A 13794-nucleotide genomic window follows, 5' to 3' on the forward strand; every position below is an offset into this window, starting at 1 on the left:
CGCTTCCGTGCCCGGCGAGATCGTGCACCAAAACAAAGAGCCCGGTCTCTCGACCGGGCTCTTCGAAATCCTGCAGCGTTGTTTAGGCGGCTTCGTCTTCGACGGCGGTATCGTCGCCATCGGTATCGGCATCCTCACCGTCGGCATCGCCCTCGCCTTCACCCTCGGCTTCCGCCTTGGCGCCGCGGCGCGGGCTCTTGGCGAGCTGGCCTTCGATCTCCTTGATCGCCTCGGTCTCGGTCGAGTGCTGCACAACCGCGATTTCGCGCGACAGACGGTCGAGCGCCGCTTCATAAAGCTGGCGTTCGGAGTAGGACTGCTCGGGCTGCGATTCCGAACGGTAGAGATCGCGGACCACCTCGGCGATCGCGACGATGTCGCCCGAATTGATCTTCGCTTCGTATTCCTGGGCGCGGCGCGACCACATGGTGCGCTTGACGCGGGCGCGGCCCTTCAACGTCTCCAGCGCCTTCTTGACCAGCGCCGGCTCCGACAGCTTGCGCATGCCGACATTGGCGACCTTCGCCGTCGGGACGCGCAGCGTCATCTTGTCCTTCATGAAATTGATCACGAACAGCTCAAGCTTGGCGCCCGCGATCTCCTGCTCCTCGATCGCCAGGATCTGGCCGACGCCGTGAGCGGGATAGACGACGAATTCATTGGCCTTGAAGCCCTGGCGCTGGGTCACGACCTTCTTCTCTTCCGGGCGGGACGGAGCGGCCGGCTTGGCGGCAACCTTCGGAGCAGCGGCGGGGCCGGCAGCCTTCGGGGCGGCCGGCTTCGGCGCAACAGCAGCAGTCTTGGGGGCGACCTTCGCAGCAGCGGGCTTCGCAGCTGCCGCTTTCGCGGCAGTCTTGGCAGTCTTTTCTGGCATCACGCTTCTTTTGTTCTTTGAGGACTTTGCAGCCGCCGCCTTCTTGGCCCCCTTCACGGGCGCCTTGGCACGGCCCTTGGTTGCGCTGCGAGCAACGACAGCGGCTTTCTTCGTCGTCTTTGAAGCACTCTTTTTACGCGTTTTCTGTGACACAGCCTGCGCGCGGAAACTGCCACGCCCCTGTTCGATGTTTGCGGGAACCTCGACGCCACAAGGTACGCATGGCAGGGGGTTCTTGGCCTGTAATGGTGCAGATATAGCACATTTTCCGCAAAAATCAATGGTTTACGCCCGATTCCGGGCATAACAGGGCATCCTCAGGTCATATGTCCGTCATTAGGGTTAAATCGGCGGCTGAACGGAGGGCCAGCGGCGGGCCCAGGCCCGCCCCTATCGGGGTAATCCCGAAGAGTGCGTCAGCGAATCAGTCGCCGCTGCCCGGATTCGGAGAAAAATATTTCTCGAACTTGCCTTCCTTGCCTTCCCACTCCTTGGCGTCCTCGGGCGAGTCCTTCTTCTGGGTAATGTTCGGCCAGCTCTTGGCATATTCGGTGTTCACCTCGAGCCACTTCTCCAGCCCCGGCTCGGTATCCGGCTTGATGGCGTCAGCCGGGCATTCCGGCTCGCACACGCCGCAATCGATGCATTCGTCAGGATGGATGACCAGCATGTTCTCGCCCTCGTAGAAGCAATCGACGGGGCAGACCTCGACGCAGTCGGTATATTTGCACTTGATGCAGGCTTCAGTGACGACGTAGGTCATCCAAAACTCCGGAACGATCGATTTTTCTGGGGTTGCGTAGCGCAGGAATACCGGGGCCGCAAGGGAAGCCGACCCTGAAAAACGCCAGTATTCTCACGCGCCTGCCACCCCAAATTGGGATAGCAAGCGCTAGATAACTACTCCTTGCCTGCTTGCAAATTGCCGGCCTGCAAATCCTCGTACAGCACGCGCGCCGAACTGGCATCGCCGCGCCGCTCGGCAAAGCCCGTGACCTTCAGCACGCGGACACTGTTGTCGAGCGCGACGGTAATGACGTCGCCCGCCTTCACCGCATGGCCCGGCGATTTCTCGCGCGTGCCGTTGATGCGGACATGACCTGATGCGACGAGTTCAGCCGCGCTGGTGCGGGCCTTCACCAGGCGCGCGTGCCACAGCCATTTGTCGAGCCGCTGTCTGTCCAAGCGTCAGACCAAGAACTGGACCAAGGGTTGGATTATTCCTTCCGGCCGGCGAGCTGCTCCTTCAGGGCAGCGAGCTTGGCGAACGGCGAGTTCGGATCGATCGGACGGTCGCGCTCGCGCGGCGCGCTCGACGCATAGGGCCGATGCGATGGGCCGCCCTCGCGCTTGTCGCGGCCGCCCTTGCCGAAATCGCGGCCGCCGCGGTCACGATCACCGCCCTTGCGATCGCCGCCGCCGAACTTGTTGTCGCGGCGACGCTCATTGTCGCGATCGCGGCCCTTGCCCTCGAAGCGCTCGCGGCGCTGGCCCTTGTCCTCGCGCGGCGCGCCGTCGGCCGGCGCGGCAGCAGCCTGCGCAGCGCCGTCAGCGGGCGCGCCAGGACGCGGAACGCGGAAATCCTGATGGCGGCGCGGCCGGCGATGATGCTCGCGCTTCTCGCCCTCGCCGCCGCCTTCGGCAGCCTGCGCGCCCTCCGCGGGCTTATTCTGGTGACGGCCGCGGTTGCGGTCGTGACCGCGATGATGCGGACGGCGCTCGTCGGAGCGACCACCGGGACGCCAGACTTCGACCATTTGCGGCTCGGCCGGCGTTTCCGCGGCGGCGGGAGCGGCCTCGGCGGTTACTGCGTCAGCGCTCGCGGTCTCCGCAGGCGCTTCGGCGGCGGACTCTGACGGTGTCTCTGCGGCAACGGCCTCCGGCGGCGTCTCCGCAGCGGCTTCCACCGCAGGCGCGGGTTCGGCCAGCACTTCAGCAGGGGGCGCTTCAGCAGCGGCGCCTTCAGCAGCGGGCGCTTCGGCAACAGTGGGCTCATCGACCGGCGCGGCGCGCTCGGCCACAGCATCCTGCTGGGTCTCGAGCACCACCGGTGTCGCTTCGCTGGCGACCACCTCGGCAAAGCCGACGTCGGGCAGCAGCGCGGCCGACGGCGCGGGATCGCCGGACACCGGCTGATCGGCGGCAGTCTCGGCCTCGGGCGCAGCGGCAGCCTCCGGCGCATCGGCCACGACCTCGGCATCGACCGGCGCATCCGCTGCGACGTCGGACGTCGCCTCGACCGGCGGCGTCTCCGCAGCGACGGTCTCGGTGGTCTCGACCGGCGCAATCTCGACAGCCTTCGGCGGCAGCGGCGGACGGCGGTCCATGCGGTAGCCGAGCGCGCGAAGGATCGAGGCAAAGTCCTCACCGGCAGAGCCGGTCAGCGAGGTCATCGCCTGCGTGACGACAAAGCCACGGCCATCGAACGCACCGGCGGGCTTCTCGCCCGGCGAGGTCTCGCGCCAGGCCAGCGCCGGACGGATCAGATCGGCGAGCCGCTCCAGAATGTCGACGCGCACCGCGCGCTCGCCGCACTGGCGATAGCCGAGCACGCGATAGCCGTCGCGCGGCAGGGCCTTGTCGACCGGGAACGAGGTGCGGCCGCTGGAGGCGAGATGCTGCACATTCGACAGCGCGCCCATGTCCACATTGCTCTGCTTCTCGGCCCACAGCAGCGAGGCCAGCGAGCGCGCGGCGGGCTTCAGGAGCTGCGGGAAATAGATATGGTAGGCGCCGAACCGCACGCCGTATTTGCGCAGCGCGGCGCGCGAGGGCTGGTCGAGATCCTTCATCTCGGTGGCGATCTTGCTGCGTTCGAGCACGCCGAGCGCCTCGACGAGCTGGAAGGCGATGCCGCGGGCGATGCCCTGGATATCCTCGGCCTTGGACAGTTCGAACAGCGGCCCGAGCAGCTTTTCGATATGCGTCTTGAGCCAGAGATCGAGCCGGGTCTGCACGGCCTCGCGCGAGGCGCCGGTCAGCCGCTCGTCGGAAATGATGCGCAGCCGCGGATGCAGCGCGTCGTCGGCGGCCACCAGCTTGGCCACCGCATCGCCGGTCCAGCGGATGGTGCCGTCGGAGGTCAGCACGAACTGCTCGTCGGGGGCGGCGCCCAGTTTCTCGGCACGCGTATCGATCTCGCGCGCCAGCACCTGCTGGGCGGCGGCTTGCAGCGCCTTGGCGTCGCTGCCGGCCTCGGCCGCATCAGGTGCGAAGGTGAAACCATCGAGCCGGCCGATCACGTGGCCTTCCACGATCACTTCACCGGTCTTGCCAATTTCCGTATTCAAAACTGAGTTCTCCCGCAGGCGGCGCATCAATACACTGGTCCGCCTGTCAACGAAACGCTCCGTGAGCCGTTCATGCAGCGCATCGGACAATTTATTTTCGAGATCGCGCGTGATCCCCTGCCAGTGCTCCGGGTCGTAGAGCCAGTCGGGCCGGTTGGCAACGAAGGTCCAGGTCCGGATTTGCGCGATCCGGCCCGACAGCGTGTCGATATCGCCGTCGGTCCGGTTGGCCTGGTCGACCTGGGCGGCAAACCATGCGTCAGGGATACGCCCCTTTTGCATCAGGAAGCCGTACAGCGTGGTCACGAGTTCGGCATGGGCGGCCGGCGACAGCTTTCGGTAGTCCGGAACCTGGCAGGCCTCCCACAGCCGCTCCACCGCGGCCGCGCCATGCGCGAATTCGCGCACCTCGGCGTCGCGTGCGACATGTTCGAGCACGCGCAGGTCCTCGGCCACCGGGGCCCGCGTCAGTGCCTCATGATTGGGCGTCAGCGCCAGCGACACCTGCAACGCGCCGAGCGAGGCGAAATCGAGCCTGGCGTTACGCCATTGCAGCATCTTGACGCTGTCGAAGGTGTGGTTCTGCAGCGCGTTGACGAGCTCCGGCTCGAACGGGGCGCAGCGGCCCGTGGTGCCGAAGGTGCCGTTGCGCGTGGCGCGGCCGGCACGGCCCGCGATCTGCGCGAATTCGGCCGGCGTCAGCCGGCGGAACTGGTAGCCGTCATATTTGCGGTCGGAGGCGAAGGCGACGTGATCGACATCGAGATTGAGCCCCATGCCGACCGCGTCGGTGGCGACGAGATAATCGACGTCGCCGTTCTGGAACATCTCGACCTGCGCATTGCGCGTGCGGGGCGAGAGCGAGCCCAGCACCACGGCCGCGCCGCCATGCTGGCGGCGGATCAGTTCGGCAATCGCGTAGACCTCATCGGCGGAGAACGCGACGATCGCGGTGCGCCGCGGCTGCCGCGTGATCTTGCGGTCGCCGGCGAATTCGAGCTGCGACAATCTGGGCCGCGTGACGATCGAGGCGCCCGGCAACAGCCGCTCGATGATCGGCCGCATGGTGGCAGCGCCAAGCAGCAGCGTCTCGTCGCGGCCGCGGCGGTTGAGCATGCGATCGGTGAACACATGCCCGCGCTCGAGATCGGCCGCGATCTGGATCTCGTCGACCGCGAGGAACGAGACATCGAGATCGCGCGGCATCGCCTCGACAGTCGAGACCCAGAAGCGCGGCGCCTTCGGCTTGATCTTCTCTTCGCCGGTGATCAGCGCGACATTGTCGACGCCGGCGCGGGCCGCGACCTTGTTGTAGACCTCGCGCGCGAGCAGCCGCAGCGGCAGCCCGATCAAGCCCGACGAATGCGCCAGCATGCGCTCGATCGCCAGATGCGTCTTGCCGGTGTTGGTCGGCCCCAGCACCGCAGTGACGCCTGCGCCGGGCACGCGGTCATTTCCGAACGAAGTTGAGAAAGCCATATTTTGCAGGTGTTTCTTTTATTGAAGGCGATATCCCCAACCCGTCATCCCCGCGCAAAGGCTTCGCCTTTGTCGCTAAAGGTGCGAGCGAAGCGAGCCTCGAAGGATGCACGGCCAAGATCTATCCGCACGTTCTGATCGAACTTTCCTCTCGCGGACAGAGCGGGGCTGTCGCCCTTCGAGACGGCCGCTGCGCGGCCTCCTCAGGGTGACGGTCTGGCTGCATGTTTCGCATTGGCAGCGTGTTTCGCAAAATCTGTCTCACAATGCGACGCTTTCTGCGCCGCCCTTAAGCTTCGGAACGACTCCGGAACGAATCGCGCCCGAATCGGTGACTCCATTCCAGACCTGAAACGTTCACCGCAACATCTCGGGCAGGCTGATGGCGGCGGCACTAGATCAAGTTTGAGAGGGCTCCACAAGCACAGGATATGCGGACTGAATTCCTTAAGTTCCAGAGGCGGCCGAGTCGAATCAGAAGCGGGCAAGAGTCAACTGGATTCCGGTGACGTTTGTTGCATTCCCTGACAAGTCGCCCTCCCTGACCCGTCATCCCCGCGCAAAGGCTTCGCCTTTGTCGCTGGAGGTGCGAGCGGAGCGAGCCTCGAAGGATGAATCGGCCCGGCCGGTGGCGTCGCCCTTCGAGACGGCCGCTGCGCGGCCTCCTCAGGGTGACGGTCGAGCAGCGTGGCAGCGAACGAAATCCCTACTGCGTCTTCGCCACGCGCGGCGGCGCGGCTGTGGTGACGAACGAGGTGGCTTCCAGCATGGCCTGGCCGAGCGGGGTCGGGATCGTCATGCGGAACGGCACCAGAAGGCGGGTGCCCGCGATCGGCACGAAGGCGACCTCGATGTTGCGCTGGGCGGCGAGATATTTGATGACGGGGCGATCCGGGATGTAGCCCGAGATCGGCACGAAATAAAGCGCGCAGACCAGCGCCGGGCCGTGATAGCCGCGCTCGGCCTTGACGATCTCGACCCGCTTGAAATCGAGCTTGAGGTCGTAGCGCATGCGGCCGTCGAACACGCCGGCGCCGGTGCGGCAGACATCCGGGCTCATCAATTCGGCATTGCCGGGCGCGCGCAGGAACGAGCCGGTCATCGGATCGAACACGTTCTTCTTCTGCGCATCGGTCACCGGCAGGCGGTCGGCATCGACCGGCGGCTCCGGCTCAATCGTGGATTCCTTGATGCCGCCATTGGCGAGCACCATCCGGATGGTCTCCGACTTCTTCGAGGTGGTGGTGGTCGCGGTGTAGGACGAGGCTGTCAGCGCACCGTTGACGACGCGGCCCTGCGAGGCGCCCGAGCCGCTGCCGCCGGAGAACGCCTTCAGGAGCCCCGCGGTGCCGCCCTGGGCCGAGGCCGAGAAGGTGTCGTCGCCGATTTCGATGGTCCAGCTGCCCTTGCCGACCGGGATACCGGCGAGCGTCGCCTCATACTGGGCGTCGAGCCGCCCCTGCGCGCTCGCGCGCTCGGCGCAAAACAGCAAGAGGACACCGGCGCACAGACCGACGAGCCGGCCGAGCGGGGGCAAAAGGGCAATGGCGGTGGTCACTTAACCTACCTGACGGTCCTGCTATCGGCGCTCTTTCGTCATCCATCTGGACGTTCAATTCGGCCGGACAACGCGCGCATCTGTTATGGAACCAAGACTTGCAGCCGAATACGCCCTTTATATGGTTGCCATATCCGCCGTTAAGTGGCTGGTAGCGCTTATGAACCGCCATTTCCCGGGACGTCCATGCGGCGATATAATCTTGACGCTCGGGTATTCTCCCCCTATACACCCGCGGTTCCTGGAAAATGGACGCGAATTCAAAACCCCCGCGCGGGCCGTGTGATTGCACGTCCGATCGAGAGGCGGGGATGCAATAAGGATTTTGGTAATGTCCCGGCGCTGCGAACTGACGGCCAAGGGCCCCCAGACGGGCCACAAGGTGAGCCACTCGAACATCAAGACCAAGCGGCGCTTCCTGCCGAACCTGGCCAATGTGACCTTCATCTCGGATGCGCTCGGCCGCAACGTGCGCCTGCGCGTCTCGACCAACGCGCTGAAGAGCGTCGACCACAATGGCGGCCTCGATGCCTACTTGATCAAGGCCAAGGCCGAGGTGCTGTCGCCCCGCGCCCTCGATCTCAAGCGCGCGATCGAGAAGAAGGTCGGCAAGCCGGCGTTCGTGAAGAAGGCGAGCTAAGCGCGACGCAAGAGCGGAATTCGCGGAAAGAGATTTGAAACGGCCGGGTCGGATGACCCGGCTGTTTTTGTTTTGCTACTCCGGCCCTCGCTCGCGGAAGCGACGAAGAGCGCGATCTAGTATGGTATTCGTTCACTTGCATTCTCGATTCGCCAAATTGCAGCGGCCTGCTGGAATTTTGAAAGCCGTGAGGACAAGATGTTTGAGGGGCCACGCACCTATCGGGTGCAGAGGGCAAGCCGCGAGCCTCTTCTGCGGTTCATACGTGAGGCGTTGGAAGGCCAGGGCTGCCGGATCATCCATTCTTCCGCGCCAGACACGGCTCCGTTCATCATCACATTTGAAACGGCGGCAGGTGAGCGGATTGGGGTCGTAGCGTACGCGTTTCTAGTGTCCCGAGTCACAAGTTCGCAATCGTAGATTCGCAGTAGGTTCGCGTCGCTGTGCCAAGGCTGGAGGCAGCAGCAGTGACGGAGGATCTGATGGCGGTCCGGCAACTTGCCTCCCTGACATTGAGTGATGAAGAGCGCGCCGAACTGAAGGCGCTGACGACGCGGCGGAAGACGGCGCAGGCGCTGGCTCTGAGAGCCCGGATCGTGCTGACCTGCGCGGAAGGCGGTCAAAACAAGGAAGTGGCGGCCAAGCTGGGCTTGGGCCGGTCAACGGTAGGCAAGTGGCGGCGGCGCTTTGTGGAGCGGCGCGTGGACGGGCTGCATGACGAGGCCCGCTCCGGGGCGCCACGTACGGTTGACGATGCCCGCATCGAAGCCCTGATCGTAAGGACGTTGGAGAGTTGCCCCGAGAACGCCACCCATTGGAGTTCCCGCGGCATGGCGAAGGCCAGCGGCCTGTCGGTGTCGACGGTGCAACGCATCTGGCGGGCCTTCGGGCTCCAGCCGCACCGGCTGGAGACGTTCAAGCTCTCGACCGATCCAAACTTCGTGGCCAAAGTGCGCGACGTCGTGGGACTTTACGTCTCCCCGCCGGAGCACGCCATCGTTCTCTGTGTGGATGAGAAATCCCAAATCCAGGCACTGGACCGCAGTCAGCCGATGCTGCCGATGCGTCCCGGCCAACCGGCCCGAAGAAGCCATGACTACACAAGGCACGGCACCACATCGCTGTTCGCCGCCCTCGACATTGCCAGTGGACGGGTGATCGGCAAGTGCTACGGACGCCACCGTGCTGTCGAGTTCCGCAAGTTCCTCGACGAGATCGAGGCTGCCGTGCCGCGCGACCTCGACGTCCATTTGATCATGGACAATTACGCCACGCACAAGACGCCATTGATCCGAAGATGGCTCGCCAAGCGGCCCCGGTGGCACGTGCACCTGACCCCGACCAGTTCGTCATGGCTCAACCAGGTCGAGCGCTTCTTCGCACTCCTGACCGACAAGAAGATCAGACGCGGCATCTATCGGAGCGTTGCCGCCCTCCGGGCAGACATCGCTTCCTTCATCGACCGGCACAACGCCGATCCCAAGCCGTTCCGCTGGACTAAGTCCGCCGATGACATCCTGGCATCCATCGAACGCTTCTGCCGGTACAACGCTCCGCCAAATCCAGATTCGATATCGCGAACTTCTGGTCCACCACACTAGCGACGCGCACCCCCACCAAGAACCGGCCGGAAGACGAACGAAGCTTTCAAGTCAAATACGGAAGCAAGCTCGACAACAATCTGCATCCCGTCTTCCAAGATCCGCTCGGACTTTTCACAACGATCTTTCTAGGCATATCGCCTGATGAAGGATTCTTTGTCGCAGTGGATCCTGAGATACATAATCCGACAAAATTTTTCATCCGCATTGAATTCAAGGACAAGAACGCCGACGACATCAAGCGTGAAGGCTGGATCGCTTGGGAAAGAAGCCGGATCAATCGCCAAGACGACCCAGTCGAAGTGCTCGTGGGAGGCACCAAGGATCGCCTTCTCGACCTAATTAGGTTTGAGCGCGCGGCGCAGGGTCTGGATCCCGGGAACCGACAGCTCCTTGCCCAAAAAGCGGAGTTCTTTTCTCGGCTGCCTACGGCACCCGGAGCAAATCTGTCGCTCACGGACGTCGTGCAGCATCCCTTAGCTGCGGAACTACGATTGGCTCCGGAGGAAGTCCTCGACGTAATTGCTGGCGCCCAGCGTCTCAAGATGGCTGTTCGTGGCTGGGTAGCGGAGAGACATTTGAAGGACACTCTCGCGCGCACCGCCGGGATTACCTATTGTCAGCCAATTAACAAGGAAGGTGCGGCCGACCTACACGTAAGGTTTGAGGAAGGCCCTCTTCTTACGATCGAGTGCAAGAACGTGCTTCGAGAAACTGACAGTAAGGGATTGCCGCGCCTCGACTTCCAGCGAACGAGGGCATCAAAAGCGGATCCTTGCTCTCGCTACTACTCGCAAGATGACTTCGACGTCGTTGCCGCATGCCTACATGCCGTGACAGAATCTTGGGAATTTCGATACATACTTCCAAATTATTTGCCCCAACATGGTAAGTGTGAGGGGAAGTTGGCAAGCAATCTTCGCGTCGATCACAATTGGCAGAGTGATCCCACAGCGGTTTTCCGAGCAGCAGCGAACGCGAGAAACTCATGAAGAAGTTCACCGCCATTAGTCTGTATACGGGGGCCGGTGGACTGGATTATGGCTTCGAAGCAGCTGGTTTTCGAACAGCAGTCGCCGTTGAGTTGGACGAGTTGTGCGTTCAGACAATCCAATTGAATCGGCGATGGCCTGTCATTCAATCAGACATCAACTCGGTCAGCGTTGATCAGATCTTGGAGAAGGCCAAGTTAAAGGTCTCCGAACCAGACGTCTTGATCGGAGGACCGCCTTGCCAGCCTTTCTCGAAATCCGGCTTCTGGGCTACAGGCTCGACGAAGCGGCTTGATGACCCGAGAGCATCGACCCTAGAGAATTTCTTGCGAGTCCTGGAGGGTACAAAGCCGCGCGCGTTTTTGATGGAGAACGTCGAAGGGCTCGGCTTCAAAGGCAAAGACGAAGGACTACAACACATACGTAAGAGGCTTGACGAGATTAACGTTCAGCACGGCACAAATTACGTGCCATTTACTGCAGTGTTGAACGCTGCCGATTTCGGAGTTCCCCAACTTCGTAGGAGGCTGTTCGTCATCGCTGCGCGGGACGGCTCCTCGTTTGTTTTTCCTGACGAAAGCCACGCACCGTTGGCCGAATTACGCGCCGGTCAGCGACGGTACCTAACCGCTTGGGATGCGCTACGCTCAATTCGACTTTCGAAAGCTGAACTAGCGTCCCTAAAATTGCGCGGCAAATGGGCCAACCTTCTACCCAGCATCCCCGAGGGCCAGAACTACCTTTGGCACACAGATCGGGGGGAAGGAGAACCACTGTTTGGATGGAGACGACGGTATTGGTCGTTTCTCTTGAAGCTTGCGAAGAACGCTCCCTCCTGGACCATTCAAGCTCAGCCAGGGCCCGCCACCGGACCTTTTCACTGGACTAGTAGGCTTTTGAGCGTCCGCGAGATCGCACGACTACAGACTTTTCCGAAGGATATTCAGATTGCGGGCTCGTATGCGGATGCACAGCGTCAACTAGGGAATGCTGTGCCTTCACTCCTGGCGGAAGTTCTTGCGGGTGAGATCAGTTTTCAGTTGCTCAACCGCCCTGTGAAGGGTGCGCGTAAGCTAGCGATTAGTCTTGCCCGGGCCCCCATTCCGGCTCCCGAAAAGGTCGCGCGCGTTCCGGCGGAGTACTTGATGCTGCGAGGCGATCACGAGGCACATCCAGGAACGGGCCGAGGTTATCGCGCCACTTCGCGCGATGGATCAACGCCGGTCGGCGCAGACGAACCTTTTGAGCTTAGTCCGTAGAAGCTCGGGATCATTCAATTCGCATTCCCACACAACGAGCACGCTCCACATCAAGTCAGCTAATGCAGCCAGCGCCAATCTGTCGCGTTCTTGGTTGTGTATGAGCTTTGGCAGCCAGTACTCCGGTCGAGCGGAAGGACGCTTTGCCAGCTTGCAGCCGGGGTGCTGGTGCCAGAAGCAACCATGTACGAAGATAGCCTTATGCTTCTGGCGCAGGACAATGTCTGGGCTACCGGGCAGGTCTCTCGCATGGAGTCGATAGCGAACACCGATATCGCGAAGCAACTTCCGAACAGATAGCTCCGGCGCTGTGTTTGACTTCCTTATGCTCCGCATCATCTGCGAACGGACGTCGGAAGGGATAGAACTCATGCTGGTTTGCTCCTCCGCTCTGCATTCGGAAAGAGGCATCGCACCAAATGCCGATGCGACAATGATTGATTGCTCTTGTCGTTGCGCTCACTTCGGGCGGGCGGCTAGCTATCGAACCTGAGACCGATGCAAGAGTGAACGGCAAACGCGATCCGTGCGCTAAGCCTCCAATTTTCCCAGCAATTTTCAAAGTGAACCACCCGCACAACTTGGGCCGATCGCGCCGCGCCAATGCACGCGGTCACCTCGCAATGTCCTAAGTCTACATCGACCGACCACTGCTTGCGCGATCGTGACCAGCGCCGTCGAATTCACCGATGTCGCGGCCGCTGCCGGATCACGCGCTCCAGATCGTAACACGTCACGAGGACAGGACGGATCGCGCTGTCGCCCGCCACCCACCTCACTTCGGCGACCGCAACCCCGGCGACATCACCCACGCGTCGATGCGCGAGGCGGTTTCGGCCTGGCGGGCCATGCGGATCAGGCGGTCGCGTGCGACGCCGGGCGGCATGACGCGGGCCTGGTCGCGGAGGCGGATCGATTCATCCGCAAGGTGCTGCTCCGGGGACCTGCGCGGGTTGGGAAGGCTGTTCTGCATCACGCTGCTCCATTGCATCCGAAGGCGGGAGCGCAACTGGCGTTCTCGGTCACCGGCAGTGCCGGACATTCGCGCGGTGATGAGCCGAGACTACGCCTGCGGGGCGCGGCTTGACGGTGCAGTAGTGAACACAGCGAAGGAAATCGACTGCGACCTTTTGAAGGGAGTTGGCGCCACGCGGGCTAGGCCCCGGGAGCTGGCGCCCCCGGGGGAGTGCACGGCCCTGGCTTTGGGGGCAGGAAATTGCAAGGCCGTGCAGGCCGGTAACCAGCCCGCAGCATCAAGTCGGAACCGCAGCGCAAGTTCCACGGCCGCGGCAGCCGTGCGCCAAAAACGAATTTCGCCAGCAAGTTCAAGGCGACACACCCTGTCCAGTCCGCACGAAGAAAATATTCCTCTTCCCCGGGACCCCAACTCAGCAGTACAAGACCGCGTCCCGCCTCCTCTGAGAGGGGCGTATCGCGATCGTCACGGACGTTGGGTGCGGAATGCGGTGGACGCGAGAAGCGCGCGAGACGAGTGCGCCTCATCGCGGACGGCGAAATCGTGCAGGCCTGACGCCCTAGCGGCAGGTGTCTTTTCACAAGACGCAAACGCGTCTTGTGAAAACGGTGACAAACAAGCCCAGTCTCGCCGGGGAGAGCACGTATAAGCCGTAAACCAACCGCGCGGGGAACGCCGGGATCGCCCGGCCGTACCTGTGGTCCTACCTCCCGAGCTTTTTGTTGCTCGGGACCCATGGGTGCGTGCTGGCACCCGGCGTTCCCTGCGCCCTCTGCTTCATCAGCGAGGGTCAAGCTACAGCTCAGCTCGGGCCGATCGTGCCGCGAGATCGCGAGCGCATACCCTCTCCTGCTGTCTGACAGGTGAATCGATCCGACCATGACGTGCATGCGCGGTGCCGGAGAGGATTCTTCTTTGCGTGATGACGCGCGGAGTAAAACAATCCATCGCGTCGCGTGAGGAGAGATGGATTGCTTCCGCCTCCGCTGAAGCTACGGCGCGACACGCCTCGCAATGACGACGGCGCGAGTTTATGGCAAGCCAACTGACTGCTGCTGCCAATGACAGCGGTGTCATCACTTCCATCACGCGCACATCACACGAATCTCTGCGTGATGCGTCGAA

11 protein-coding genes are annotated in these 13794 nt (G+C 62.7%); 4 read left to right on the plus strand and 7 right to left on the minus strand.

Annotated features, from left to right (window positions below):
• Positions 1–82 precede the first annotated feature (82 nt).
• From HU230_RS30985 to HU230_RS31005, 5 genes are all read right to left on the minus strand, one after another.
• Positions 83–874, minus strand: coding sequence for a CarD family transcriptional regulator (locus HU230_RS30985; RefSeq protein WP_176528559.1), 792 nt, complete (start codon positions 872–874; stop codon positions 83–85).
• Between the two features lie 424 nt (positions 875–1298).
• Entirely contained in the window at positions 1299–1637 is a 339-nt protein-coding gene (gene fdxA, locus HU230_RS30990; protein WP_092120017.1) for a ferredoxin FdxA, read from the minus strand.
• A 137-nt stretch (positions 1638–1774) separates the two neighbouring features.
• Positions 1775–2059, minus strand: coding sequence for an RNA-binding S4 domain-containing protein (locus tag HU230_RS30995; RefSeq protein ID WP_092120020.1), 285 nt, complete (start codon positions 2057–2059; stop codon positions 1775–1777).
• A 32-nt stretch (positions 2060–2091) separates the two neighbouring features.
• Positions 2092–5643, minus strand: coding sequence for a helicase-related protein (locus HU230_RS31000; RefSeq protein WP_176528558.1), 3552 nt, complete (start codon positions 5641–5643; stop codon positions 2092–2094).
• A 706-nt stretch (positions 5644–6349) separates the two neighbouring features.
• Positions 6350–7180 carry a DUF3108 domain-containing protein gene (locus HU230_RS31005; RefSeq protein WP_176534794.1) on the minus strand — a complete coding sequence of 277 codons (831 nt, stop codon included), beginning with the start codon at positions 7178–7180 and terminating at the stop codon, positions 6350–6352.
• Positions 7181–7532: 352 nt separating this feature from the next.
• On the opposite strand from HU230_RS31005, the gene rpmB reads away from it, so the two are divergent.
• From rpmB to HU230_RS31025, 4 genes are all read left to right on the plus strand, one after another.
• The gene (gene rpmB / locus HU230_RS31010; protein ID WP_176528557.1) at positions 7533–7841 is read left to right on the plus strand and encodes a 50S ribosomal protein L28; all 309 of its coding nucleotides are present in this window, start codon (positions 7533–7535) and stop codon (positions 7839–7841) included.
• A 482-nt stretch (positions 7842–8323) separates the two neighbouring features.
• Positions 8324–9442, plus strand: a complete 1119-nt coding sequence (locus tag HU230_RS31015; RefSeq protein ID WP_166107040.1) for an IS630 family transposase — start codon at positions 8324–8326, stop codon at positions 9440–9442.
• A complete protein-coding gene (locus tag HU230_RS31020) occupies positions 9415–10434 on the plus strand; it encodes a hypothetical protein (RefSeq protein WP_338077476.1) in 1020 nt (339 codons plus the stop codon). Before HU230_RS31015 ends, HU230_RS31020 begins: the two co-directional genes overlap by 28 nt.
• Complete coding sequence (locus tag HU230_RS31025; RefSeq protein WP_176528555.1) at positions 10431–11693, plus strand: DNA cytosine methyltransferase; 1263 nt, start codon at positions 10431–10433, stop codon at positions 11691–11693. Before HU230_RS31020 ends, HU230_RS31025 begins: the two co-directional genes overlap by 4 nt.
• Here HU230_RS31025 and HU230_RS31030 read toward each other — a convergent pair.
• Entirely contained in the window at positions 11649–12104 is a 456-nt protein-coding gene (locus tag HU230_RS31030) for a very short patch repair endonuclease (RefSeq protein ID WP_338077310.1), read from the minus strand. The genes HU230_RS31025 and HU230_RS31030 overlap by 45 nt on opposite strands.
• A 364-nt stretch (positions 12105–12468) precedes the next feature.
• Entirely contained in the window at positions 12469–12666 is a 198-nt protein-coding gene (locus tag HU230_RS31035; RefSeq protein WP_176528553.1) for a hypothetical protein, read from the minus strand.
• Positions 12667–13794: the final 1128 nt, after the last annotated feature.

Origin of the sequence: Bradyrhizobium quebecense, assembly GCF_013373795.3 — a bacterium.
Classification (GTDB): domain Bacteria; phylum Pseudomonadota; class Alphaproteobacteria; order Rhizobiales; family Xanthobacteraceae; genus Bradyrhizobium; species Bradyrhizobium quebecense.